The following is a 24,238-nucleotide window of genomic DNA, read 5'->3' as shown; positions in this document are numbered from 1 at the left end:
CGACGAGTACGCAGGATGTAGAGCCCCCGGGGTCGATCACCCGAGGGTGACGACCACCTGCACCACGGAGCCCTCGGGCTGCACCGGCACCGGCCGCGCCGGGTCGTGCCCGACGCCGTCGACCGTCACCGAGCGCACGCCCTTCGAGACGTGGTCGGGGTTGCGGACCTCGATCTCGTAGACGGCTCCGCGCCACTCGCGGCGCACCTCGAACCCGCCCCAGTCCTTCGGGACGCAGGGGTCGACGACGAGGCCGTCGAGACCGGGCCGCACCCCGAGCAGGTGCTTCGTGGCGGCCGTGTACATCCACCCCGCCGTGCCGGTCAGCCACGGGTTCTGCGCCTTGCCGAACCACTCGTGGTCGCGCCCGTAGAGGAACTGCACGTAGGCGTAGGGCTCGGCGCCGCGGACCTCGATGTCGTCGTTGCGGTGGTACGGCAGGATCGCGTCGTAGAAGGCCATCGCCTCGTCCCCGCGGCCCAGCATCGCCTCGGCGATGATCGGCCAGGCGTTCGGGTGGCTGAAGATCGACGCGTTCTCCTTGATGCCCGGGTACACGCGCGTCACGAACCCGACCGTGTCGTCCACCTCGGTGAACGCCGGCCAGACCAGGTGGTTGCCGTACGGCGAGCCGAGCAGCTCACGCACCGAGTCCATGGACCGCTCGCCCCGCTCCTGCGAGGTGATCCCCGCGATCACGGGCCACGCCTGGTGCTCGAGGAAGATCTTGCCCTCGCGGTTCGTCGCGGACCCGACGGTGACGCCGTCGCGCGTGAAGCCCCGCACCCACCAGTCGCCGTCCCACAGCTCGCGGTCGGCGACGTCGGTGATGCGGGCGCGCTCCGCCTCGTACCGCTCGACGTCCGCCGCGGCCGCGGCGTCCCCCGCCGCGGCGCGGTGGCGGGCGACCTCGAGGAACGCCCCGATCGCCCACGCGTGCAGGAACGTCACGAGCGCCGTCTGGCCGCCGCCGAGGTTGAGGCAGTCGTTCCAGTCGGCCCGCAGCCCCAGGGCCACGCCGTTGGCGCCGACCTGCCGCGTGGAGAAGTCCAGCGCGCGCGTGAGGTGCTCGTAGACCGTGGCGGGCGTGCCCTCGGCGAACGGGACCACCTCGTCGAGGAACGCGAGGTCCCCGGTCTCCTTGACGTACTCGACGACGGACGGCACGAGCCACAGGTGGTCGTCCGAGCACGTGTCCTCGAGGCCGTGGATCAGGTCGGAGCGGTCCGGCGTCGGCACGACCGTCGGCGAGGGCACGTCGGGGTGCCGCTCGGCGTCGGGGTCGAAGCTCTTCGGGTCGAACAGGTGCAGGCCGTACCCGGCCTCGGTCTGGGCCCGCAGCAGCTCGACGATCCGCTGCCGGGACCTGCCCGGGTTCGAGTGGATGACGCTCATGACGTCCTGGGCGGTGTCGCGGTAGCCGAGCCCCGCGCGCCCGCCCACCTCGACGAACGACGCGAACCGCGACCAGACCACGCACGTCTCCGCCTGGAGCAGCGTCCACGTGTTGATCATCGTGTCCATGCCCTCGTGGGGAGTGCGGATGCGCAGCCGGTCCTGCTTCGCGGTCCAGTACGCGCGCAGCCGGGCGCGCTCGGCGTCGACGGTCGCGAGGTGCGAGTACTTCGCCTGCAGCGGCCGGCCCGCGGCCTCGCGCGAGCCGTACCCGAGCAGGTAGGCCAGGCGCCGCGTCTCCCCCGGCTGCAGCGTCACCGTGTGCTGGAGCGCGCCGCAGTGGTTCTGGGTGGTCGCCGACGTGCCGGACCCGTGCCCGCGCTCGATCGCGAGCGGGTTCGACTCGTCGCGGTACGGCCCGATGAAGGAGTCCCGCAGCGAGTCGTACGACGACGGGGTCTCGCTCGAGCCGAACCAGTGGAAGGTCCACGGCTCGTAGTAGAAGTCGTACTCGACGATGCCGTCCGCGTACGAGGAGCCCGACGCGTACAGCGACATCTGCAGGTTCTCGTTGTCGATCGGGATGGTGTGGAAGCTGAACTCCACGTACCCGGCGACGGTCAGCTCGCGCGCCTGGTCCGTGGTGTTGGTGAGCTCGACGTCCCACACCTCCACGTCGTCGTCCAGGGGGATGAACACCGTCTGGCGGGCGTCGATGCCCTTGTACCGGGCCTCGAAGGTCGAGTAGCCGAGGCCGTGCCGGGTGGTCCAGCGGCCGGCGCCGCCGTTCGGGTCGAGGGGCGCGCCGTCGTCGGCGAGCGGCTTGCCGACCGGCTGCCAGGAGATGGACCAGTAGTCGCCGTCGGCGGCGTCGCGCAGATAGACGTAGTGGCCGGGCCGGTCGAGCGGCACGCCGTTCTGCCGGAACCGGGTGATGCGCCCGTGTTGGGAGGACCGGAACCAGGAGTACCCGCCCGCGTTGTGCGAGAGGACGGTGCACAGGTCCTTGGTGCCCAGGTAGTTGGTCCAGGACACGGGGACGTCGGGGCGCTCGACGACGTACTCGTCGCGGGCGGTGTCGAAGTGGCCGTAACGCATGCGGTGGGGTCCTCGCTGACAGCTCGGGCGGGCGGGGCGGTGGAAGGCTGGTCGGGGCCGGGCGCTCAGACGCCGGCAGTGACGAAGCCGCGGAGCCAGTCGAGCAGCTCCTGCGCCTTGGCGGGCGAGTCGGCCTCGACCGCCATCCGCAGGACCGGCTCGGTGCCGGAGAACCGGAGCAGCGCCCAGTTGTCGTCCTCGAGATAGATCTTGGTGCCGTCCAGGTGCGAGACCCGCACGACGGGGTACCCCGCCACCTCGGTCAGCGGCTCGGCGTGCAGGCGCCGCGGGACGGCCACGCGCATCTCGGGGGTGGCGGGGACATCGGCGTCGGCCGTCCAGAGGCGGCCGGTGATCGCGTACACCGTCTCGCGCAGCTCGGAGATCCGCTTGCCCGTGCGCGCCAGCATCTCGGCGACCAGCGCGCACGCGAAGATGCCGTCCTTGCCGAGGATCCAGCCGCGCACGGTCAGGCCGCCGGACGACTCGCCGCCGAGGACCGCCCCGATCTGCGCCATGCCGGCGGTGACGTGCTTGAAGCCGACCTTGCACTCGAGGGACTCCTCGCCGAGGTGCGCGGCGAGCCGGTCCAGGAGGTGCGTGGTCGACAGGTTGCGCACGACGCCGCCCTTCTCGCCGCGGACCTCGTGCAGGTACCAGTACAGGAGCAGCAGCAGGTCGTTGCTCGAGATGTACTCGCCCGTCTCGTCGACGATGCCGATGCGGTCGGAGTCGCCGTCGGTCGCCATCCCGAGCCCGTAGCGGCCGCCGCCCTCGCGGATCATCGCGATCAGGGCACTGAGCCGCTGCAGGTCCGGGGCGGGGGCGACGCCGCCGAACAGCGGGTTGTGCGACTCGTGGATGAACTCGGCGCGCACCCGCATGTCGCCCAGGATCGTGCCGAGCGTCAGCTGGCTCGTGCCGTACATCGGGTCGACGACCACCTGCAGGCCCGAGCCCCGGACCGCGTCGACGTCGATGATCCGCTCGATCGCGTCGACGTACGGGTCGGTGAGCACACGGTCCACGACCATGCCGGCGCGGCGCGCGAGCGCGACGTCGAGGGTGATCACGTCGTCCACGCTCATCGCGTTCGCCTCGTCCTGGTAGGCGTCCGTCTCCTCGTCGAGCGGCAGCGAGCCGTCGCGGCGGAAGACCTTGACGCCGTTCCACTCGGGCGGGTTGTGGCTCGAGGTGACGATGATGCCCAGCGCGGCGTCCAGATAGGGCGCGGCGAACGTCACGAGGGGGGTGGGGACGTCGTCGGGCAGGAGGACGACGGGGATGTTGTTGCCGGCGAAGACCTCCGCGATCGCCTCCGCCGACTCGCGCGAGAGGAACCGGCGGTCGCCGCCGACGACGACGCCGTGCGACTCGAGCCCCTGGCGCACCACCGAGTTCGCGATCGCCTGGGCGAGCCGGCGCACGTTCGCGAGGGTGTAGCCCTCGCCGATGACGGCGCGCCAGCCCCCGGTGCCGAAGACGATCTGGGTGTCGGTGTTCTTCTTGGGCACGAACAGCCGCTTCAGCACGATGTCCGCGGCCTGGGCCAGCTCGGCGTCGGTGTTGATGCCGCGCACCTCGTCCGTGTCGTAGATCCGGTAGGACGAGACCCGCAGGCCGCGGGAGATGACGCGGCGGGCGAGCTCGGTCAGGCGGTGCTCGCCGTCGGCCGTCATGGCCTCGAGGGCGCCGAACAGCAGCGCGGGCGCCGCGACGTACGCGCCGACGTTGATCTCGGTGAGCGTGCCCTCCGCGGGGGTGCGGTCCTCCGGCTCGAGGATCGCGGTGATGTCGTCGTCGCTCCGCTCGATGCGCCCGTAGCCGGGCTCGGGCCGCTCGACGACGGCGGTCAGCAGGGACAGGTGGGCGTCCGTCAGCGCGTGCCGCGTCAGCAGGCCGCGCAGCGACTCGGTGCGCAGCAGGGGCGTGTCGGCGTAGGCGACCAGCACGGTCGCGGCATCGACCTCGTCGCCCAGCACGTGCCCGACGGCGGTGCGGGCCGCGAGCACGGCGTCGCCGGTCCCGCGGGGCGTGAGCTGGGTGACGTACGTGAGGTCGTCGCCCAGCAGGGCGCGCACGCGGGTGTCCCCCGGCGCGACGACCACGACGATCCGGGCGGCGGGCACCACGGTGCGCACGGTGGCGACGGCGAGCTCGACGACGGTCGAGTCGCCGAGGGTCTGGGTGAGGATCGCGCGGGAGGCGTCGTCGTGGCCGGCCGCCAGGACCACCGCCGCACGGGGGGCCGCCGAGGCGGGCGGGCCGGGCTGCGGGGTGGTGTGCGTGCGGGGCATGGGCCGTCCTCGGGTGTCGGTGCGGCGGCCGGGCCGTCGCCGTGACGTGCGGGAACCTCGATCATAGCCCTTTAGTGTGCCGTCCTTGCAAACTCTCCGGGCGGGCTCTGCGGGGCCGGGGGTGCGGGTCGCCGGGGCCCTCGGCCGCGGTCCCGGTAGCGTGCCGTCATGACGTCGCCCACCCCAGCCATCGAGGGGCCCGAGGCGTCCGAGGCGTCCGGGCGGACCGCCGACCCGGCCGCGGTGGCGGCCCTGTGCCTGGCGGTCGTGGTGCCGCCCGCCGGCGTCGCGCTCGGGGTCGTCGGGCTCCGGCGCGCGCGACGCGACGGGCGGCCCGGCGCCGGTCTCGCGGTCGCGGGGATCGTCGTCGGTGTCGCGGTCACGCTGTTCTGGGTCGTGACGATCGCCGTCGGGGTCGCCCACGGCCGCGCGACGACGCCGCTCGACGGCGACGTCGCCGCGCCCGTCTCCGCCCACGCCCGCCGGCTCGTCGTCGGCAGCTGCCTGGGACCGGTGCCCGACGACGCCCGGGTGACCCGGGTCGACGTCGTCCCCTGCGCCGCCCCGCACTCCGCCCAGGTGCTCGCGCGGACCGACTGGACCGACGACACGCTCTGGCCGGGGGCCGACGGGGTGCGCTCGGCGACCTCGCGCGTGTGCGGCGCCGACGAGCTCACCGCGGACGGCGTCGACCCGGGGGACGTGGACCGGTACGAGCGCCGGGTGTGGACGCCGAGCGAGGCGTCCTGGCGCGACGGGGACCGGACCGGGCTGTGCGTCGCGACGCCGACGGGCGGCCCGGAGCGGGGCTCGCTCGTCGACCCCCGCTGACCGGAGGGTCGGCGGGGGTCGACGGGCGACGTGGTCCGGGCGTCAGCCGACGAGCAGGTCGTGGCGCAGCGAGAGCTGCTCGAGCAGCCCGACGTGGACGCCGCTGAACAGGTAGCGACCGAAGGTGCCGTACCGCTGGTGGACCTCGTCGAAGCCGGCGGCGAGGTACTGCGACCGCACGTCGAGCAGGGGGCGGTAGATCTCCGCCTGGGCCGCCGGGAGCTGGGCGAGCACCGCCGCGTTGGCCTGCGCGCGGTAGTCGTTGCTGGCGAGGTAGTCGGCCTCGACCGTCTCGCGCGGCACGCCGAGCGCGGTGAGGATCGTCGCGGACGCCCAGCCCGTGCGGTCCTTGCCCGCGGTGCAGTGGAAGAGGATCGCGCCGCGGTCGTCCGCGTGGTCGAGCACGGTCGTGTAGGCCGCGCGGGCGGCGTCGGAGGAGACCATGGTGCGCTCGGCCTCGACCATGAGCCGCTCGGAGTCGGTGGCGGAGGTCGGGGCGAAGCTCGCGGTGGTGCCGAGGACGTCGAGGTGCACGTCGCGGGCGCCGGCCGGGACGCGGTCCGGGGCCGCCGCGACCTCGTCGTCGGTGCGCAGGTCCATGACCGTGCGCACGTCGAGCCCCTCGAGGACCGTCAGGTCGGCGTCGGTGAGCCTGTCGAGCGCGTCGGACCGGTACATCTCCCCCATCTCGACCCAGTGCCCGTCGGCGGTGCGGTACCCGCCGACGTCCCGCAGGTTCGCGGTGCCGTCGAGGCGCACCAGGCGGTCGGCGAGCGTCAGCCCGTCGCCCCGGCTGGGCTCGAACCGGAACCAGCGGCGGTCGGCGTCGCCGAGCCCGCGCAGCGTCACGCTGCCCGTGGCCTCGCCGTGGGCGACGGCGTGCCGCAGGTCGATCGCGTCGCGCGACGCCCCCGTGTAGACGGTCACGCGGGTGCCCCGGGGCGCCGACCAGGTGAGCGTGAAGGTGCCGTCGCCGTGGTCGGTGACCTGCGCGGCGGTGAAGGGGATCGTGGAGGGGCCGAGAGCGGAGCCGTGCAGCGCGGCGAGGGACGAGGCGGAGGAGACGGCCGCGGCGGGCACCGCGGGCGCGGCGGTCGCGGCGGGGGCGGCGAGGGCGGACAGGGTCAGGGCGGAGGCGGCCAGGAGGGCCGCGCGGCGGATCGTCGACATGCGCACACCGTTGCCTGCGGCAGCGACCGAGGGGTGAACGACCGGCGTCCGGAGGGCCACCGCCGGTCGACGGATCGGCGCCCGCGGGCCGAGCAGGATGGACGGCGACCGGCCGGCGACCGGTCAGCCGGCGCCGCGCAGCATCAGGCGCAGGTGCGCGCCGAACGCGTCGGCCATGTCGAAGGAGGACCTGGTGCCCCGCGCGAGGAGCCACTGGACCTGCAGCCCGTCCATGACGGCGATCATCGCGCGGGCGAGACCGACGGTGTCGGTGCTCGCGGGCACGCTGCCGTCCGTGACCCACCGCTCCGCCTCCTGCGCGAACCGGCCGACGATGCGGGCGTAGCGCCGCTCGAAGTACGCGTGCGCCGGGTGGTCCGGGCTCGTCGCCTCGGCGGAGAGCACCGCGTACAGCTCGACGATGCCGGGGCGCTCCTGGTTGTGGCGCACGAGCCGCACGAGGTTCTCGACGTACCCCCGGCCCTCGGCGTCGTCGTCGAGGAAGACCTGGGCGTCCTGCTCGTCCCGGTGCGCCAGGACCTCCTCGAGCAGGGCCTCCTTGGTGGCGAAGTGGTGCAGCAGCCCGGGGTGCGAGAGCCCGACGCGGGCCGCGATCTCGCGCAGCGACGCGGAGTGGTAGCCGACCTGGCCGAAGAGCGTCGTGGCGGCGTCGACGATCTCCGCGCGCGTCCGGCGACCCTTCGCGTACCCGCGCCGCGGGACGCCGTCCACCGGCTCGACGGTCTCGGCGGTCATCTGCGGCTCCTTCGCTCGGTCCGTGCCGAACGTACCCGACCGCGCCCGGAACGCCCCCTTTCGCACGGACCCTTCACGAAACTGCCCGCGAAAGGGCGCCCGAGGGCCTTGCGCGGGGTCACGGGATGGTTACGGTGGACGGGCTGCCCGCACCAGCGAGCAGCCCCCGGACCACCACGCCGAGCGCTGCCACCGGTCCGGGCACCCGTGAACCATGGCAGCGGCGGGGGACCCACGTCCTCACCGGGCGACCTCGGTCGTCCTCGGGGTGAAGCTGCGCCCGCGCAGCCGGTCCAGACCTCGGACCGAACCCGACAGCTCACCTCGCAGGCGACGAGAGGCCCACCATGTCGAGCACGCCCCTGCCCGGTGCCCCCTGCCCGGACACCCCTCACGCCAGCCGCACCGCGAGCCATGCCGCGAAGCCGCCCGCACGCCGTACCCGCCGCCTGACGATCTCCGCGGTCGTCGCCGCGCTCCTCGTCGGCGGCACCGCCGTCGCCGCCCAGCCCGCCACCGCGGCCCCCGCGCCGGCGTCCGCCGCCCAGGTGCACGCCGGGGTGCTCGCCGCGAGCACCGCGGCGCACAAGCCGTACCTCAAGGTGGCCCGGACCGGCAGCAAGATCGTCTACACGAAGGGCTCGCCCAAGCTCTACGTCCGCGCGACCTACCGGGGCCACGCCGTCCGCGGCCACGCCGTCGTCAAGGTCAGCGGCAAGACGGTCAAGACGCTGCGCCTCTCCAGCACCGGGCGCACGTCGTACCGGCTCTCCAACCGGATCAAGCCGGCGGTGCACGGCAAGCGCACCGTGCGCGTCTACGTCAACCCCTCGAGCGGCCAGGGGCTGAAGCAGACCAACAAGGCGTTCACGGTCCACACCTACCGCTACGGCTCGCGCGTGCTCAACGTCGCGTCGAAGTACCGCGGCGTGAAGTACCGCTACGGGGGCTCGACCCCGAGCGGGTTCGACTGCTCCGGCTTCACGCGCTACGTGTACAAGAAGGCCGGCGTCAAGACGATGCCGCACTCGTCGTCCGCGCAGCGGCACGCGGGCAAGCGCGTGTCGAAGTCGCACGCCCGCGCCGGCGACCTGATCTGGAGCCCCGGCCACGTGGCGATCTATGCGGGCGGCAACACCATGATCGACGCGCCGCGCCCGGGCAAGACGATCCAGTTCCGCCAGATCTGGCAGAGCAACCCGACGTTCGTCCGCGTCAGCAGCAAGGCGATCACGGTCTGACGGCGCCCGCCGCTGACCCCCGGCCCGGGCAACCCGCCGAGACGTCGAACTCCGCCCCTGAAATCGGTGATTTCGGGGCGGAGCTCGACGTCTCGGCGAGTGGGGGCGTCAGGCCCGGGTGGCCTCCGGCAGCGCCACCCGCAGGTCCAGCCCCGCCTGCGCGGCCCCCGGTCCCTCGGACCCGGCCGCCGGGCGGTCGACGACGACGGTCGCGCCGTCGGGCACCTCGCCGGCGAGCAGGAGCCGGGCGAGCCGGTCCCCGATCTCCCGCTGCACGAGGCGGCGCAGCGGGCGCGCCCCGTACGCGGGGTCGAACCCCTCGAGCGCGAGCCACTCGCGCGCCGCGGCGGTGACGTCGAGGACGATCCGCCGGTCCGCGAGGCGCTCGGCGAGCCGCGTCACCGCGATGTCGACGATCCGGCCGAGCTCGGCGAGGTCGAGCGCGTCGAAGACCACGACGTCGTCGAGCCGGTTGAGGAACTCCGGCTTGAAGCTCGCGCGGACCGCGGCCATCACGCGGGCGCGCTTCTCGTCCTCCTCGAGCGTCGGGTCCACGAGGAACTGCGAGCCGAGGTTCGACGTCAGCACGAGGATCACGTTGCGCAGGTCGACCGTGCGGCCCTGCCCGTCCGTGAGCCGGCCGTCGTCGAGCACCTGGAGCAGGACGTCGAAGACCTCGGGGTGGGCCTTCTCCACCTCGTCGAGCAGCACGACCGAGTAGGGGCGGCGCCGCACGGCCTCGGTGAGCTGGCCGCCCTCCTCGTAGCCGACGTACCCCGGGGGCGCACCGACGAGCCGCGCGACCGAGTGCTTCTCGCCGTACTCGGACATGTCGATGCGGATCATGGCGCGCTCGTCGTCGAACAGGAAGTCGGCGAGCGACTTGGCGAGCTCGGTCTTGCCCACGCCCGTCGGGCCGAGGAACAGGAAAGAGCCGGTGGGCCGGTCGGGATCGGCGACGCCTGCCCGCGAGCGCCGGACGGCGTCCGAGACGGCGGCGACCGCGGCCCGCTGGCCGATGAGGCGCTCGCCGATGGCCTCCTCCATGTGCAGGAGCTTCTCGGACTCGCCCTGGAGCATGCGCCCCGCCGGGATGCCGGTCCACGCGGACACGACCTCGGCGATCTCGTCGGCCCCGACCTTGTCGGCGATCATCGGCGCCTGGGGCTCCCCCGCCGGGTTGTCAGACCCTGGCGCCGCCCCACCGGATCCTGGGTCTGACAGGTCGGCGGGTGCAGCGGCGCCCTCGGCCCGCTCCGCGGCCTCGAGCTGCGCCTGGACCTCCGGGATCTCGCCGTAGAGGATCCGCGCGGCGGCCTCCAGATCGCCCTCGCGCTGCAGCCGGTCGGCGTCCGTGCGCAGCCCGTCGAGGCGCGCGCGCAGGTCGCCCACCCGGTTGTGGCTCGCCTTCTCCGACTCCCAGCGCGCGGTGAGCGCGGCGAGCTCCTCGCGACGGTCGGCGAGGTCCTTGTGCAGGCGCTCGAGCCGCTCGCGCGAGCCCGGGTCGTCGGCGTCCTTGAGCACGACCTCCTCCATCTCGAGGCGCGTGACGGCGCGGCGCAGCTCGTCGACCTCGACCGGCGAGGAGTCCATCTCCATCCGCAGGCGCGACGCCGCCTCGTCCACGAGGTCGATCGCCTTGTCGGGCAGCCGCCGGCCGGTGATGTACCGGTCGGACAGCGCAGCCGCGGCGACGAGCGCCGAGTCGGCGATGGTGACCTTGTGGTGCGCCTCGTAGCGCTCCTTGAGGCCGCGCAGGATCGCGACGGTGTCCTCGACGCTCGGCTCGCCGACGAAGACCTGCTGGAACCGGCGCTCGAGCGCCGGGTCCTTCTCGATGTGCTCGCGGTACTCGTCCAGCGTGGTCGCGCCCACGAGGCGCAGCTCGCCGCGCGCGAGCATGGGCTTGAGCATGTTGCCGGCGTCCATCGAGGAGTCGCCGCCCCCCGCCCCGGCGCCGACGACGGTGTGCAGCTCGTCGATGAAGGTCACGACCTCGCCGTCGGACGAGGAGATCTCCTCGAGGACCGCCTTGAGGCGCTCCTCGAACTCGCCGCGGTACTTCGCGCCGGCGACCATCGCGGCGAGGTCGAGCGAGACGAGCCGCTTGCCCTGCAGCGACGTGGGGACGTCGCCCTCGACGATGCGCTGCGCCAGACCCTCGACGACGGCCGTCTTGCCCACGCCCGGCTCCCCGATGAGGACGGGGTTGTTCTTGGTGCGCCGGCTGAGCACCTGCACGACGCGCCGGATCTCGGAGTCGCGGCCGATGACCGGGTCGAGCCGGCCGTCGCGGGCCCGCGCGGTGAGGTCGACGCCGTACTGCTCGAGAGCCTTGTAGGTACCCTCGGGGTCCGGGCTCGTGACGCGACCGCTGCCGCGCACGGCGGGCAGGGCGGCGCGCAGGGCGTCCGGCGTCGCGCCCGCCGCGGCGAGGATCTGCGCGGCCGGCGACGACCCCGCGGCCAGCCCGATCAGGAGGTGCTCGGTCGAGACGTACTCGTCGCCGAGGCCCTGCGCCTCCGACCCGGCGAGCTCGAGCAGCGTCGACGTCGCCCGCGACGCCGTCGGCCTCGCGACCGCCTCGCCGCTCGCGGCGGGCAGTGCCACGAGCTGGGCACGGGTCTGCCGGCCGATCGCCTGGGCGTCGGCACCCACGGCGTCGAGCAGCCCGCCCGCGATCCCGCCCTGCTGGGCGAGGAGCGCCGCGAGCAGGTGCACCGGCTCGAGGCTGGGGTTCTTCGCGGCCGACGCGCTCTGGATCGCGTCGCCGACCGCCTGCTGGGCCATCGTCGTGAAGCGGGTGTCCATCCGGTCCTCCTGTGCTCGTGCCTCGCTCGTGCGCCGCGCCCGTCCCGGGTCCTCGCAGTCCGAGGTCCTCGCAGTCCAAGATCCTCGCGGCCTGTCAGGGGAACGGCGTCAGAGTTGAGTCTATTCCGCTCAACTTGCCGGTGCACGCGCGCGCTCCCGGCGTCGGTGCCGCTCGCCTGCCGTGGCCGCACCCGTCATGCTGGGCCCATGACGTCACCGACGACGCCGGTCGCACCGGCACCAGCGCCCGCGGCCCGGCCTGCCGCGACCGACCGGAGGCCGCGGCACCCTCGCCGCCCCGGACGCCGTCGCGCCGTGAGCGCCGCGGCCCTCGCCGCGGCGCTGGTGATGACCCTCGCCGGCTGCATGCGGCTGCACCTGGACCTCACGCTGGGCGAGGACGACACGATGGACGGCTCCATCGTCGTGGCGATCTCCGACGACGTCGCGCAGACCCTCGGCCAGGACCCGCAGGACCTGTGGGACCAGATGGGCTCCGAGATCGACGGCAACCTCCCCGACGGCGCCGAGCAGGAGCCCTACGCCGAGGACGGCTACACCGGCGCGCGCTTCACCTACGCCGACCAGCCGATCTCCGACACCGGCACGGGCGACGAGCTGACCATCACCCGCGACGGGGACGAGTACGTCGTCTCCGGCACCTTCGACCTCAGCGAGGGCGCGGACGACGCCGGCCAGCTGCCGAAGGAGCTCCTCGACTCGTTCGACGTGCGCCTCGCGGTCACGTTCCCGGGGAAGATCGCGGAGACCAACGGGAAGGTCGACGGCACCACCGCCGTGTGGACGCCGACGTACGGCGAGGCCCTCGAGATGTCCGCGCGAGGGTCCGCCGTGGCCGACGGCACGGCCCCGAGCGCGTCGGACCCGGCGACCCCCGGCGGTGCGGACGGCTCCGACCTGAGCGACGACGGCGACGGCGTCACGGGGACCTCCGCCGCGGACGACGGGGGCCTGCACGGCTGGGCCCTGTTCTGGGCGGTCGCCGGGTCCCTGCTGCTCGTCGCCGCCGTGGTCACGCTCCTCGTCCGGCTGGCGCGCCGCGGCGGTCCGGGCGGCCCCGGCGCGGCCGGCCCGGGCTCGACGGAGGTCGACCCGACGGACCCGCTCGCCGGCTTCCGGGACGCACCCGCCGACGCCGCGCCGCCGTCGTCCCCGTCGTCCCCGCCGTCGCCCACGCAGCCGCCGACGTACCCGCCGGCCCCTGGCTCCCCCGAGGACGGGACACGGCCCCCGCCCCGCTGACCCCCGCCGACCCGGTGCGGCGGACCGCCACGGCCGCGTCCGATTCCCGCTAGCCACACGGCCGGGCGGCGGGCGACGATGGTCCCGTGACCAGCCCCGCCCCGCAGCACGCCCCCGCCGGCTTCGCCGAGCGCTACCGCGCGATCGACGCGCGCGACCGGCGCTTCGACGGGCAGTTCGTCACCGCCGTGCGCTCCACGGGCATCTACTGCCGACCCTCGTGCCCCGCGCGGACCCCGAAGCCGGAGAACGTCACCTTCTACCGCACGTCCGCGGCCGCCCACGAGGCCGGTTACCGCGCCTGCCGGCGCTGCCTGCCGGAGGCCGTACCGGGCACGCCCGCGTGGAACCTCGACCACGACCTCGCTGCCCGGGCGATGCGCCTGATCACCGACGGCGTCGTGGACCGGGAGGGCGTCGACGGCCTCGCGGCCCGGCTCGGGTACTCCGCGCGCCAGCTCGGCCGGGTCCTGACGACCGAGCTGGGCGCCGGCCCGCTCGCCCTGGCCCGCGCCGTGCGGGCGCAGACCGCCCGGACGCTCGTCGTCGGCACCGACCTGCCGTTCGCGGACGTCGCCTTCGCCGCGGGCTTCGGCAGCATCCGCCAGTTCAACGACACGGTCGCCGAGGTCTACGCCACGACCCCCACCGCGCTCCGCGCGACGCGCCCCCGCCGGACGGCCCCGACGCCCGGCGAGCCCGCCGCCGGGGGGCTGCCGGCCGCCGTCGACCTCGCGCTCCCCGTCCGGGAGCCGTTCGACGCCGCCGGGATCTTCGCGTTCCTCGCCGCCCGCGCGGTCGACGGCGTCGAGGTGGTCACCCGCACCGGCTACGCCCGCACGCTCGCGCTCCCCGGCGGGCCGGCCACGGTCCGCGCGGGCTGGGCGCCGGGCACCGCCCGCGGCCCGGCGCGGTTCACCCTCCGGCTGCACCTGACCTCGCTCGCCGACCTGCCCGCCGCGACCGCCCGCGTGCGGCGCCTGTTCGACCTGGACGCCGACCCGCAGGCCGTGGACGGCGCGCTCGCCCAGGACCCCGCGCTCGCGCCGGGGGTCCGCGCCGTGCCCGGCATCCGCGTCCCCGGAGCGGCCGAGCCGCACGAGATCCTGTTCCGCGCGCTCGTCGGGCAGCAGATCAGCGTCCGGGCCGCGCGGACGCACCTCGGACGCCTCGCGGCGCTCGGCAGCGCCGTGCCCACCAGCCCGGTGCCCGGCGTCGGCCCGTCGCCCACCAGCCCGGGCCTGCCGTCACGCCTCTTCCCGACCGCGGCGCAGATCGCCGAGCGCGGCCACGAGGTGCTCACCGGCCCGCGTGCCCGCGTCGCGGCGATCCTCGGCGCGGCCCGCGCCCTCGCCTCGGGCGAGCTGACGATCAGCGCGGCCGACGACCCCGACGACCTGCGCCGCCGCCTCCTCGCGATGCCCGGGATCGGCCCGTGGACCGCCGCCTACGTCGCGATGCGAGTGCTCGGCGACCCGGACGTCCTGCTCGCGACGGACCTGGTGCTGCGGGCCGGGGCCCGCGCCGTCGGGCTGCCCGACCCGGTGCCCGACGACGTCGCCCGCCGCTGGGCGCCCTGGCGCTCCTACGCCTCGATGCACCTGTGGCGCGCCGCCGCGCCCTCCGCACCGGCACCCGACCTCACACCCGCCGCCCCCGAAGGAGCAGCACGATGACCATCAGCGCGAGCACGACCACCGGCACCAGCACCGCCGACACCACCACCGCCGACACCACCACCGTCGCCACCCCGGACGGCCCGTTCACCCTCGTGGTCCGGGCGCCCGGCACGGTGCTCGCGTCGGGGTGGACGCGGGACGTCGCCTCCCTCGTCGCGCTGGTCCACCCCACCCTGCGCCCCGCGCGGGTGCGCGAGGTGCCCGACGACGCCCCGTCCGTCGTCGGGCCCGTCGCCGCCGTGCGCGCCTACTACGGCGGCGACCTCGACGCGCCCGGCACGGTCGCCGTCGCGCAGGACTCGGGACCGTTCCGCCGGTCCGCGTGGGACGTGCTGCGCACCGTCGCGCCCGGCGAGCCCGTGAGCTACGCCGAGTACGCCGCGCGCTGCGGTCGCCCGGCCGCCGTCCGGGCCGCGGCCGGGGCGTGCGCGCAGAACGCCGCCGCCCTGTTCGTCCCGTGCCACCGCGTCCTGCGCACCGACGGCTCGCTCGGCGGGTTCCGCTACGGCCTGCCCGTCAAGGAGTCGCTCCTGGCCCGCGAGCGCGGGGCGTCCGCCGCAGCCTGAGGCGCCTCATACCTCGAGCGGCTCGTCCTCCGGGGCCGAGAGCGTGAGCACCGCGCCCACGATCGCGGGCTCCTGGACGATGCTGCGCTCGAGGGTGGCGAGCCGGCGCGCGACGTCGGACTCCGCGGCGTCGCCCGCCAGGTCCACCGCCGCCACGAGGTACAGCGCGCGCGGGCCCACGTACTCGAGGCGCAGGTACGTCACCCGCTCGATGTCCGGGGCCTCGAGCAGGAGCCGCACGATGATCGCCCGGGTGGTGGGCCCCACGCCCTCGCCCACGAGGAAGCGCCGGTTGCGGTCGATGAGCACGACCGAGACGACGCCGAGGATCAGCCCGACCACGATCGAGCCGATCGCGTCGGGCACCGGCGAGCCCGTGGCCTGGTGGAGCCCGACGCCCGCGAAGGCGACGACGAGACCGATCAGCGCGGCGGCGTCCTCCGCGAACACGGCGCGCACCGTCGGGTCGGAGGTGCGCAGGACGTGGCGCAGCAGCTCGTGCCCGCCCCGCCTCGCCTCGGCCCGCGACTGGCGCACGGACTGCAGGAACGAGATCCCCTCGAGGACGAACGACAGGCCGAGGACGGCGTACGCGATCCCGAAGTCCTCGGCGGGCTCGGGCGAGACCAGCTCCTGGATGCCGTGCGTGATGGAGACGCCCGCGCCGATCGCGAACAGGCCCATCGCCGCGAACATCGACCAGACGTAGGCCTCGCGGCCGTGGCCCAGGGGGTGCGCCGCGGTCGCGGGGCGGCGCGCGCGGCGGTCCGCGACGAGCAGGAAGACCTCGTTGCCGGTGTCCGCCCACGAGTGCACGGCCTCCGCGACCATCGACGCCGAGCCGGTCACGACCGCCGCGAACGACTTCGCGACCGCCACGAGGAGGTTCGCGCCGAACGCCACGATCACGGTCCGCGTGCTCTCCGAGCCGCCCTCGTCGCCCGTGCCGACCGCCCCGGCGAGCCGTGCCCCGGTGTCGGTGCCATCCGCGAGGCCCGTGGCGGGGGGCGGGGCAGCGGTCTGGTCCCCGCGGGGCTCGTCGGTCATGGCGTCCGGTCTACCACGCGGGCAACCGCGCCGCCGCGCGTCACAGGTCGGGGTCGGCCTGCTCGTCCCGGCGCGCCTCGCGCCGCTCCTCCCGGCGCCCGGGCGGCGCCTCGACGTCCGTGTCCGACGGCGCCCCCGTGTCGCTCGGGTCCGGCTCGCCGGCCTCGCGCGAGGCCTCCGCGGCCTCCCGCTCCGCGGTGGTCTGGTCGGGGGTGAGCTCGTCCAGCGCGAGGGCGTCGACGTCGACCTTGCCGGTGCGGAACCCGGCCCGGCCGACCATGTGCGCCGCCACGGGCGCGGTGAGCAGCTGGAAGGCGGCGACGAGCGCGAGCATGCCGACGACCGACCACTCGTGCACGCGCAGGGCGACGCCGAGCAGCAGCAGGATCAGGCCGAGCACCTGCGGCTTCGTGGCGGCGTGCATGCGCCCGAGCAGGTCCGGGAACCGGGCGACCCCGACCCCGGCGGCCAGGGTCAGGAACGCCCCGCAGAGCATCGCGACCGCCGCGAGCACGTCCGCCACCGTCCCCCAGCCCATCAGCGCACCTCGCCCTCGGCCGTGCCGCCGTGGTGGTCGGGGTCGATCGCGGCCGCACGCTCGGCCTCGCGCTGGCGCTCGAGCTCCTCGAGGCGCTCGGCGTCCTCGACGGCGATCTCCTCCGCCGTGCGGATGCGACCCTCGCCCTCCGGCTCGACGGACGCGAACCGCGAGATGAGCACGGACCCGACGAACCCGACGAGGGAGAGCACCACGAGGATCGGGATGGTCTCGGTGCGGCGCGAGAACGCCGCCTCGATCGCGATCGCGCCGACGAGCGTCGCGGTGAACACGTCGAGCCCGATGGTGCGGTCGAGCATCGAGGGGCCGCGCTCGATGCGCACGATCGCGAGCACGGAGCCCGCCGCGACGAACGCGGCGCAGACGATGGCGACGACGGTCATCGTGCCCTCCCGTCGGTCGGGTCCTGGGGGTCCTGGGGGCCGTGCGGGTCCTCGGGGGTGTCGCAGGACGTCGCGGCGCGGGCCTCGTCGCCCGCCCCGGCGAGCCCCGCCGGGCCGAGCCCCGCCCGGGCGAGCTCGCGCTCGGAGGCGAAGGCGCGCAGCACCCGGGCCTCGAGCTCGTGGATGTGACGCCGCACCTCGTCCGGCCCGCCCGCGGACTCGAGGTCGAGCACGTGCACGTACAGCACGCCCGTCAGGCGGTGCGCCTCCACGATCACGGTGCCCGGCACGAGCGAGGTGAGGATGGAGGCGATCGTCAGGTAGAGGTCGCCCGCGTCGCGCATCGGCACGCGCACGACGGCGCCGTGCGGCACCCACCGCAGGCGCAGCGCCTGGACGGCCACCTGGGCGGACGCCACCACGAGGTCGACGACGAACCGGCCGAACAGGCGGCAGAACGCCACGGGGCGGAACGTGCCCTGGTAGTCGATGGAGGGGAGCGCGGCGAAGGAGACGACCGCGAGCCCCAGGAGCACGCCGACGAGCACGGTGCCCCACGCCAGGGTGCCCCAGAGCAGCACCCACACGAGCGCGAGCCAGAGCGCGGCGTGCCACTGCGTGCGCAGCCGCCCGCGCCACCGGCGCCAGTACCCCCGGCTCACGAGGCACCGCCCGTCGGGGGCGCGCCCGTCGGGGGCGCGCCCGTCGGGAGGGCTTCCGGCGTCGGCGACCGCACGACGTCGTCGGGGTCGATCCGGGCGTCGCGCTTGACGCCCTTGTCGGACTCGCCCTGCCCGCGGGCGGCGCCGTCCGGGAAGACCGCCTCGACGTAGGTGTGCCCGTCCATGAGGGTGGCCGCCGCCCGCTCCGCGTACGCGTACAGCGGCCCGGCGAACACGGTGATCCCGAGACCGAGCGCGACGAGCGCGGCCGCGGGCCCGACCATCGCGGCGGGGAGGCGGGCCTCCGGCAGGTGCGCCGGCGCCGTCTGCCAGAACGCCTTGTTCCACGTCTTGACCAGCGCGTAGAGCGTCAGCAGCGACGTGACGACGCTGCCGACCACCAGCACCCACACGAGCGGCGTGCCCTGGCGGGCCCCCTCCTCGATGAGGCCGACCTTGCCGAGGAACCCCGACAGCGGCGGGATCCCGGCGAGGTTCATCGCGGGGACGAAGAAGAGGACGGCCAGCCCGGGCGCCACCCGGGCGAGCCCCCCGAGCCGGTCCAGCGACGTCGACCCGCCGCGCCGCTCGACGAGGCCGACGACGAGGAACAGGGTCGTCTGGACGGTGATGTGGTGCACGACGTAGAAGATCGCGGCCGCCATGCCGGCCTCGCTCGCGAGCGAGATGCCGAACACCATGTAGCCGATGTGGCTGACGAGCGTGAACGACAGCAGACGCTTGATGTCGTCCTGGGCCACGGCGCCGAGGATCCCCACGACCATGGTGAGCAGCGCCAGGACCATCAGGACGTCGTCGACCCGCCCGTCGGGGAACAGCAGGGTCTCGGTGCGGATGATCGCGTAGACGCCGACCTTCGTCAGCAGCCCCGCGAACACGGCCGTGACGGGCGCCGGCGCCGTCGGGTAGGAGTCCGGCAGCCACGCGGACAGCGGGAAGATCGCGGCCTTGATGCCGAACGCCAGCAGGAGCAGCAGCTCGATGATCAGCCGGACGTTCGGGTCGACGTCGGGCATGCGCTCGGCGAGCTGGGCAAGGTTGACCGTCCCGGTGGCCCCGTAGGTCAGCGCGATCGCGACGAGGAACACGACCGAGGAGAGCAGGGCGACGACGACGTAGATCGCCCCGGCGCGGATCCGCTCGCCCGTACCGCCCAGGGTCAGCAGCACGTAGCTCGCGGCGAGGAGGACCTCGAAGCCCACGTAGAGGTTGAACAGGTCGCCCGAGAGGAACGCGTTGGAGACCCCCGCGGCCAGCACGAGGTACGTCGGGTGGTAGATCGAGACGGGCGTCGCCTCGTCGTCGGCCGCGTCGTCGCTGACCCCCTGCCCCAGCGAGTACAGCAGGACGAGCAGCAGCATCACCGAGGACACGACGAGCATCAGCGCGGAGAGCCGGTCGGCGACCAGGTCGATCCCGACGGGCGCGGACCAGTCGCCGACGTTCACCACGAGCGGGTCCCCGTCGGCGCCCACCAGCAGCCCGACGGCGGCGGCCACCATGAGCGAGAGGGTCACCACGGTGATCACGCGCTGGGCGCGGGGGAAGCGCCAGAGCGCGAGCGTCAGGCCCGCCGCGAACAGCGGCAGCATCACCGGCAGCGGGACGAGGGTGTGCAGGGAGTAGCTCACTCGTCCCTCCCCCCGTCCGGGTGGCGCCGTCGGCGGTCGTCGCGCCCGAGCGTGCTCGTCTCGTCGCGGACGGTCGGCGCCTCGGTGTCCAGGGAGCCGGACTCCTCGGTGTCGGTGTCCTCGTAGCTGGGCTGGTTGGCGGCGGCGATCCGCGCGATGCGGCGGTCCTCGAGGTCGTCCTGCACCTCGTCGTGCCCGTGCAGCTGCCAGGACCGGTAGGCCATGGAGAGCACGAACGCCGTGAGACCGAGCGTGATGACGATGGCGGTGAGCACCATCGCCTGCACGAGCGGGTCGCTCATCTGCTCGACCGGCGTGATGCCGACGATCGGGGCGCCGCCCGCGCGGCCGCCCGCGACGAGCAGCAGGAGGTTCGCCCCGTTGCCGATGAGGATGAACCCGATCAGCACGCGGGTCAGGCTCCGCTCGAGCAGCAGGTAGACGCCGGTGGTGAACAGGACGCCGATCGCGAGCACGAGCGCGAGGCTCGGCGTCATGCTCAGGCCCGCGTCCGGCGTCGCGGGGTCGCCCCCGGCCGCGAGCAGGTACCCGCTCATGCGCGACCGCCCCCGGTCCGGTGCGGGCCGAGCAGCTCGAGCTCGTTCTCCGGGCCGCGGTCGAGGTCCTCGGGCGCGAGCTCGCCCTGGCGGTCGATCTCGCCCCCGAGCGAGCGGAGGATGTCCAGGACGAGACCGACCACCAGCAGGAACACCCCGATGTCGAAGAAGAGCGACGTGACGAGGTGCACGTGGCCGAGGACCGGCAGGTACCAGTCGAGGATGACGCTCTGCAGCACCTGCCCGCCGGCGAGGAGCGCCAGCAGGCCGACGCCGGCGGAGAGGAACAGCCCGGTGCCGAGCAGGAGGCCGGGGTTCACCGGCGCTGCCTCGCCGAGCTCGTACCGGCCGCCCGCGAGGTAGCGCACGAGGAGCGCGATGCCGACGAGCAGGCCCGCGGCGAACCCGCCGCCCGGGGCGTTGTGGCCCGAGAACAGCAGGAAGAGCGCGAACACGACCATCGAGTGGAAGACGAGCCGGGTCACGACCTCGAAGATCACCGACCGCCGCTGCGGCGCCAGGGTCTGCTCGGCGCGCAGCCAGGGGCGCATCCGGGGCGCGTCCGCGCCGTCGGGCAGGCCCCGGGTGCGCAGGGCGCCGCCCCGGTCCGGGACGTCGCCCCACACCGTCTCCTGCGCGCTCAGGTCCCCGGTCGCCTGCGCCCGCGGGATCTCGCCGCTGCGCCGGCGCAGGAAGACCAGCGACGCGACGCCGGTCGCCGCGACGAGCAGCACGGAGATCTCGCCCACGGTGTCCCAGGCGCGGATGTCGACCAGGGTCACGTTGACGACGTTGCTCCCGCCGCCGAACTCCTTGGCCTCGGCGGGGAAGTCGACCGAGACCGGCGTGGCCACGCGCGCGAGCGGGGCGACGACGGCGAACGCCATCATCACGATCCCGACGGCGAGCCCGACCCCGAGCCGCAGCCAGCGGCTCCGGGCGAGCGGGCGGTCGGAGAAGTACGGGGGCAGGCGCCGCAGCACCAGCACCATCACCGCCAGGGTGATCGTCTCGACGAGCACCTGGGTCATCGCGAGGTCCGGCGCGCCGTGCAGGAGGAACAGCGCGGCGTTGCCGTAGCCGGCGGCGCCGACGAGGAGCACGGCCTTCAGGCGCCGGCGGGCGCGCGTCGCGAGGATCGTCGCGACCGCGATCGCGACGACCACGACGGCCTGGGCCGGCCGGTCCCACGCCTTGACGCGCAGCTCCCCGGACCAGCCCGCGAGGCCCGCGATCCCCGGCCCGGCCACGAGGACGACGAGGATCGCGCCGAGGTAGAACGGGAGGGAGCCGCGCTGGGTGGCCGCCGTGACGTCGGCCGCGAGCTCGTCGAGGCGCCGCATCGTGCGCCGGTACACGCGGTCCGCCTCGGGTGCGTCCCACATCGAGGCCTGGAACCGCTCGACCCAGCCGCGCTGGCGGAACAGCAGGATCCCCGCGGCGTACACGAGGAGCGTCAGCGCGACGGGGGCGCCGAACCCGGCCCACAGCGTCAGGTGGCCCGGCTCGCCGTCCGGGTAGGTGTCGGCGTAGGGGCCGAGGACCGCCTCGCCCACGTGCGGGAAGAGCCCGGCGGCCAGGCCCAGCAGCGCCAGGACCGCCGGCGGACCGACCAGCAGGATCGACGGCGGGCGGATGTCGGCGGGGTCGACGGGCGCCTCGGGGTCGTCCGCGTCGGCCGCGCGCGAGGCGTTGCGCGCCCGCCGCGCGGAGACGTCCCCGGCGGCGGGCACGTGCGCGTTCGCCGGCACGTGGGCGCCGCGCGCGGTGCTCGTCGCCAGCGGGTCCTTGGTCGCGAAGGCGCCCCACCAGAAGCGCAGGCTGTACCCGACCGTGAGGATCGAGCCGAGCACGAAGCCCCAGAGCACGACGCCGTCCGCCCAGCCGTCGCCGACGCCGACGCCGTGCACGAGCGTGTCGAGGCCGGCCTCCTTCGCGACGTACCCCGCGAAGGGCGGGAAGCCGATCATGGACAGGGTCGCGAGCGCCGCCACCGTCGCGGTGGCGGGCAGCCGCCGGCCGACACCGGTGAGCCGGCGCAGGTCGCGCGTGCCGGTGGCTGCGTCGACGATCCCGACGACGAGGAACAGCGCCGCCTTGAACATGGCGTGCGCGCCCAGCATCGCGAGCCCGGCGAGGGCGGCGCCGCGGGTGCCGTAGCCGACGAGCAGGACGATCAGGCCGAGCTGGCTGACCGTGCCGAAGGCGAGCACGAGCTTGAGGTCGTGCTGGCGCAGCGCGCGGTAGCCGCCGACGAGCATCGTGCCGACCCCGAGGACGACGACGAGGACCTTCCACTCCGTGCGGTCCGCGAACGCGGGCGCGAAGCGGGCCACCAGGTACACGCCGGCCTTGACCATGGCCGCCGCGTGCAGGTAGGCGCTCACCGGCGTGGGCGCCGCCATCGCGGCGGGCAGCCAGAAGTGGAACGGGATCAGGGCGGACTTGGTCGCGGCGCCGACGAGCAGCAGGACGACGGCGACGGTCACCGCCGTCCCGTGCGGCGGGTCGGCGACGACGGCGGAGAGCCGGTAGGTGCCGGCCGCCTCGCCGAGCACGACGAGCCCGACGAGCATCGCGAGCCCGCCGGCGGTCGTGACGACGATCGCCTGCATCGCGGCGCGGCGGCTCGCCTTGCGGTCCGCGTAGTGGCCGATGAGCAGGTAGGAGAAGACGGTCGTCAGCTCCCAGAACACGAACAGCAGCAGCAGGTCGTCGGCGGTGACGAGGCCGACCATGGCGCCGGCGAACGCCGTCAGGACGGCGCCGAACCGGCGCAGGCCCGCGGCGGTCGCGGAGAAGTAGGCCGAGCAGTACACGAGGACCAGGGCGCCGACGCCGCCGACCACCAGCAGCATGAACCAGGACAGCGTGTCGAGGCGGAACGCCAGCTCGAGGCCGAGCGAGGGCACCCACGAGACGGTCTGCTCGGGGTAGTCGCCGTCCATCACCCGAGAGGTCTGCGCCAGCGCGTAGACCGCCGCGGAGGCCGGCGCGAGCGCCATCACCCAGAACGCGCGCCGGTGGAACAGCGAGACGAGGGCAGGCGCAGCAAGGGCCATGAGGAGGTGGGCCACGAGCAGCAGCAGCACGTCCGCTCCGTCCTGTGGGCGGGTGGGCGAGGGGTTCGATCCTACCTGCTCGAGCGGGTGGCCGGTCCGTCCGGGCGGCCCGCGAGCGGGGGTGCGTCAGAGGTCGGCGGGCTCCACCAGAAACCCCGCCTCGTCGGCGATCTCGCCTCCCACGGCACGGTGCAGCGCCTTCGCCAGGGCCGCGACGAGCTCGGCCGAGCGCTTGCGCGCCACGCGGAAGTCGAGCGACGGGAACTCGTCCTGCGACGCCTCGAGGTCGGCCGGCTCCCAGTGCACCCGGTAGGAGACCGCGCCGCCCGCGGTCCACGGCAGGCCGCGCAGCAGCAGCGGGAGCTCCTCGGTCCCGTCGATCTCGACGGCGACCAGCCCGTCCACCCCGAGGTCGAGCATCAGCCCGAACCCGTCGAGCGGCTCGCCGCTGGTGAGCGCCTTGATGTCGACCTCGTCGGCGGCCGCGTGGATCCGCCGGCGCTGCGCCGCGTCCATCTGCTCGCCGCGGTAGAGCGGGAGGTCCGCGATGCCGCGCGGCGGGCCCTGCCACTCCGTGCCGTCCATCGCGAGGTGCACCCGCAGGTCCACCTCGCTCAGCACGGCGTGCGCCGCGTCGGGGTCGAGCCACACGTCCGAGTAGACGACCATGTCGACCGCGACCGCCGGGTCGGGCGTCAGGACCACCCCGGGCACGCCGCCGTCGGTCACGTCGACCGCGATGGAGCCGCCGAGCCGGCGGGCCGCCTCGACCAGCCACGCGAGGGCGCGGCCCTCCTCCCGGTGCGGCAGGCCGCGGGGGAAGGCGCGCCCCAGCCCGTCGCGGTCGCCGCCGCCGGGGAACATCGCCTCGCCGCGCTCGCGCGGGGTGACGACGTCGAAGACCATCGCCGTGCCGGGCGGCAGGCCGGGGCCGGGCGCGTACGGGCCGGTGAGCGTCGTGTGCCGTGAGGTCCGCAGGACGCCCGGCTCCCCCGGCCCGGCGACCGCGGGCGCCGGCGAGGCGGGGACCACGGCGTCGGGCACGACGTCCCAGCGGGCGCCGGCGAAGCGGGACAGGGCGAGGGTCTCGACCTCGTCGACCAGGACGTCGTCGGGCAGCGCGAGCAGGTGTCGCGCCTGGTACCCGGAGGGTCCGGCGGGGGGCAGCGGCTTCAGTGCGCTCGGGTGGGTCGGCATCGCTCGTCTCGT

The 24,238-nt window shown here is 74.8% G+C and carries 18 protein-coding genes and 1 riboswitch; of the genes, 5 read left to right on the top strand and 13 right to left on the bottom strand.

The window, feature by feature from the left end; translation table 11 throughout:
* Window positions 1-36: 36 nt before the first annotated feature.
* On the bottom strand, window positions 37-2,493 hold the full coding sequence (locus EDF32_RS06435; RefSeq protein WP_123307727.1) for a GH36-type glycosyl hydrolase domain-containing protein: 2,457 nt from the start codon (window positions 2,491-2,493) through the stop codon (window positions 37-39).
* A gap of 65 nt (window positions 2,494-2,558) precedes the next feature.
* Window positions 2,559-4,790: an NTP transferase domain-containing protein gene (locus EDF32_RS06430; protein ID WP_123307726.1), complete on the bottom strand. Its 2,232-nt coding sequence runs from the start codon at window positions 4,788-4,790 to the stop codon at window positions 2,559-2,561.
* A 168-nt stretch (window positions 4,791-4,958) separates the two neighbouring features.
* On the opposite strand from EDF32_RS06430, the gene EDF32_RS06425 reads away from it, so the two are divergent.
* Window positions 4,959-5,621, top strand: a complete 663-nt coding sequence (locus EDF32_RS06425; protein ID WP_123307725.1) for a DUF4190 domain-containing protein — start codon at window positions 4,959-4,961, stop codon at window positions 5,619-5,621.
* A 42-nt stretch (window positions 5,622-5,663) separates the two neighbouring features.
* Here EDF32_RS06425 and EDF32_RS06420 read toward each other — a convergent pair whose 3' ends face one another.
* Both EDF32_RS06420 and EDF32_RS06415 read right to left on the bottom strand, forming a co-directional pair.
* Window positions 5,664-6,791, bottom strand: coding sequence for a tyrosine-protein phosphatase (locus EDF32_RS06420; RefSeq protein ID WP_123307724.1), 1,128 nt, complete (start codon window positions 6,789-6,791; stop codon window positions 5,664-5,666).
* Window positions 6,792-6,914: 123 nt separating this feature from the next.
* Complete coding sequence (locus EDF32_RS06415; RefSeq protein WP_123307723.1) at window positions 6,915-7,547, bottom strand: TetR/AcrR family transcriptional regulator; 633 nt, start codon at window positions 7,545-7,547, stop codon at window positions 6,915-6,917.
* Window positions 7,548-7,755: 208 nt separating this feature from the next.
* Window positions 7,756-7,877: riboswitch (cyclic di-AMP (ydaO/yuaA leader) on the top strand.
* Between the two features lie 17 nt (window positions 7,878-7,894).
* Between EDF32_RS06415 and EDF32_RS06410 the strand changes: the two genes are divergently transcribed.
* A complete protein-coding gene (locus EDF32_RS06410) occupies window positions 7,895-8,788 on the top strand; it encodes a C40 family peptidase (RefSeq protein WP_199734844.1) in 894 nt (297 codons plus the stop codon).
* A gap of 108 nt (window positions 8,789-8,896) precedes the next feature.
* Here the strand turns inward: EDF32_RS06410 and EDF32_RS06405 are convergent, their stop codons facing one another.
* On the bottom strand, window positions 8,897-11,599 hold the full coding sequence (locus EDF32_RS06405) for an ATP-dependent Clp protease ATP-binding subunit (protein WP_123307722.1): 2,703 nt from the start codon (window positions 11,597-11,599) through the stop codon (window positions 8,897-8,899).
* 315 nt (window positions 11,600-11,914) lie between these two features.
* Between EDF32_RS06405 and EDF32_RS06400 the strand changes: the two genes are divergently transcribed.
* The 3 genes from EDF32_RS06400 (at window position 11,915) to EDF32_RS06390 (ending at window position 15,107) form a co-directional block, all read left to right on the top strand.
* On the top strand, window positions 11,915-12,862 hold the full coding sequence (locus EDF32_RS06400) for a hypothetical protein (protein ID WP_123307721.1): 948 nt from the start codon (window positions 11,915-11,917) through the stop codon (window positions 12,860-12,862).
* A gap of 86 nt (window positions 12,863-12,948) precedes the next feature.
* The gene (locus EDF32_RS06395; RefSeq protein ID WP_123307720.1) at window positions 12,949-14,538 is read left to right on the top strand and encodes a DNA-3-methyladenine glycosylase 2 family protein; all 1,590 of its coding nucleotides are present in this window, start codon (window positions 12,949-12,951) and stop codon (window positions 14,536-14,538) included.
* Window positions 14,535-15,107, top strand: coding sequence for a methylated-DNA--[protein]-cysteine S-methyltransferase (locus tag EDF32_RS06390; RefSeq protein ID WP_123307719.1), 573 nt, complete (start codon window positions 14,535-14,537; stop codon window positions 15,105-15,107). Before EDF32_RS06395 ends, EDF32_RS06390 begins: the two co-directional genes overlap by 4 nt.
* Window positions 15,108-15,113: 6 nt before the next feature.
* Here the strand turns inward: EDF32_RS06390 and EDF32_RS06385 are convergent, their stop codons facing one another.
* From EDF32_RS06385 to EDF32_RS06350, 8 genes are all read right to left on the bottom strand, one after another.
* The gene (locus EDF32_RS06385; RefSeq protein ID WP_123307718.1) at window positions 15,114-16,154 is read right to left on the bottom strand and encodes a cation diffusion facilitator family transporter; all 1,041 of its coding nucleotides are present in this window, start codon (window positions 16,152-16,154) and stop codon (window positions 15,114-15,116) included.
* A 40-nt stretch (window positions 16,155-16,194) separates the two neighbouring features.
* Complete coding sequence (mnhG, locus tag EDF32_RS06380; protein ID WP_123307717.1) at window positions 16,195-16,692, bottom strand: monovalent cation/H(+) antiporter subunit G; 498 nt, start codon at window positions 16,690-16,692, stop codon at window positions 16,195-16,197.
* Complete coding sequence (locus EDF32_RS06375) at window positions 16,692-17,096, bottom strand: monovalent cation/H+ antiporter complex subunit F (protein WP_123307716.1); 405 nt, start codon at window positions 17,094-17,096, stop codon at window positions 16,692-16,694. Before EDF32_RS06375 ends, mnhG begins: the two co-directional genes overlap by 1 nt.
* Window positions 17,093-17,758: a Na+/H+ antiporter subunit E gene (locus EDF32_RS06370; RefSeq protein ID WP_233565764.1), complete on the bottom strand. Its 666-nt coding sequence runs from the start codon at window positions 17,756-17,758 to the stop codon at window positions 17,093-17,095. Before EDF32_RS06370 ends, EDF32_RS06375 begins: the two co-directional genes overlap by 4 nt.
* Window positions 17,755-19,371, bottom strand: coding sequence for a Na+/H+ antiporter subunit D (locus EDF32_RS06365; protein ID WP_233565797.1), 1,617 nt, complete (start codon window positions 19,369-19,371; stop codon window positions 17,755-17,757). Before EDF32_RS06365 ends, EDF32_RS06370 begins: the two co-directional genes overlap by 4 nt.
* Before the next feature lie 35 nt (window positions 19,372-19,406).
* A complete protein-coding gene (locus tag EDF32_RS06360; RefSeq protein ID WP_370449932.1) occupies window positions 19,407-19,967 on the bottom strand; it encodes a Na(+)/H(+) antiporter subunit C in 561 nt (186 codons plus the stop codon).
* On the bottom strand, window positions 19,964-23,059 hold the full coding sequence (locus EDF32_RS06355; RefSeq protein ID WP_123307714.1) for a Na+/H+ antiporter subunit A: 3,096 nt from the start codon (window positions 23,057-23,059) through the stop codon (window positions 19,964-19,966). Before EDF32_RS06355 ends, EDF32_RS06360 begins: the two co-directional genes overlap by 4 nt.
* A gap of 96 nt (window positions 23,060-23,155) precedes the next feature.
* Window positions 23,156-24,226 (bottom strand): hypothetical protein, encoded by a 1,071-nt coding sequence (locus EDF32_RS06350; protein ID WP_123307713.1) that lies wholly within the window; start codon window positions 24,224-24,226, stop codon window positions 23,156-23,158.
* Window positions 24,227-24,238 lie beyond the last annotated feature (12 nt).

Origin of the sequence: Cellulomonas sp. PhB143, from assembly GCF_003752595.1 — a bacterium.
In the GTDB taxonomy this organism is placed as follows: Bacteria; Actinomycetota; Actinomycetes; order Actinomycetales; family Cellulomonadaceae; genus Paraoerskovia.
The sequence above is the reverse complement of the archived record's forward strand: the minus strand, read 5'-3'. Positions and strand labels throughout refer to the sequence as shown.

Excerpts from the sequence above, each read along its gene's own strand:
- EDF32_RS06420 (WP_123307724.1), bottom strand. The coding sequence starts at position 6,791 with ATGTCGACGATCCGCCGCGCGGCCCTCCTGGCCGCCTCCGCCCTGACC.
- EDF32_RS06435 (WP_123307727.1), bottom strand. The coding sequence starts at position 2,493 with ATGCGTTACGGCCACTTCGACACCGCCCGCGACGAGTACGTCGTCGAG.
- EDF32_RS06430 (WP_123307726.1), bottom strand. The coding sequence starts at position 4,790 with ATGCCCCGCACGCACACCACCCCGCAGCCCGGCCCGCCCGCCTCGGCG.
- EDF32_RS06405 (WP_123307722.1), bottom strand. The coding sequence starts at position 11,599 with ATGGACACCCGCTTCACGACGATGGCCCAGCAGGCGGTCGGCGACGCG.
- EDF32_RS06375 (WP_123307716.1), bottom strand. The coding sequence starts at position 17,096 with ATGACCGTCGTCGCCATCGTCTGCGCCGCGTTCGTCGCGGCGGGCTCC.
- mnhG (WP_123307717.1), bottom strand. The coding sequence starts at position 16,692 with ATGGGCTGGGGGACGGTGGCGGACGTGCTCGCGGCGGTCGCGATGCTC.
- EDF32_RS06410 (WP_199734844.1), top strand. The coding sequence starts at position 7,895 with ATGTCGAGCACGCCCCTGCCCGGTGCCCCCTGCCCGGACACCCCTCAC.
- EDF32_RS06390 (WP_123307719.1), top strand. The coding sequence starts at position 14,535 with ATGACCATCAGCGCGAGCACGACCACCGGCACCAGCACCGCCGACACC.
- EDF32_RS06360 (WP_370449932.1), bottom strand. The coding sequence starts at position 19,967 with ATGAGCGGGTACCTGCTCGCGGCCGGGGGCGACCCCGCGACGCCGGAC.
- EDF32_RS06385 (WP_123307718.1), bottom strand. The coding sequence starts at position 16,154 with ATGACCGACGAGCCCCGCGGGGACCAGACCGCTGCCCCGCCCCCCGCC.
- EDF32_RS06415 (WP_123307723.1), bottom strand. The coding sequence starts at position 7,547 with ATGACCGCCGAGACCGTCGAGCCGGTGGACGGCGTCCCGCGGCGCGGG.
- EDF32_RS06365 (WP_233565797.1), bottom strand. The coding sequence starts at position 19,371 with ATGCTGCCGCTGTTCGCGGCGGGCCTGACGCTCGCGCTCTGGCGCTTC.
- EDF32_RS06425 (WP_123307725.1), top strand. The coding sequence starts at position 4,959 with ATGACGTCGCCCACCCCAGCCATCGAGGGGCCCGAGGCGTCCGAGGCG.
- EDF32_RS06350 (WP_123307713.1), bottom strand. The coding sequence starts at position 24,226 with ATGCCGACCCACCCGAGCGCACTGAAGCCGCTGCCCCCCGCCGGACCC.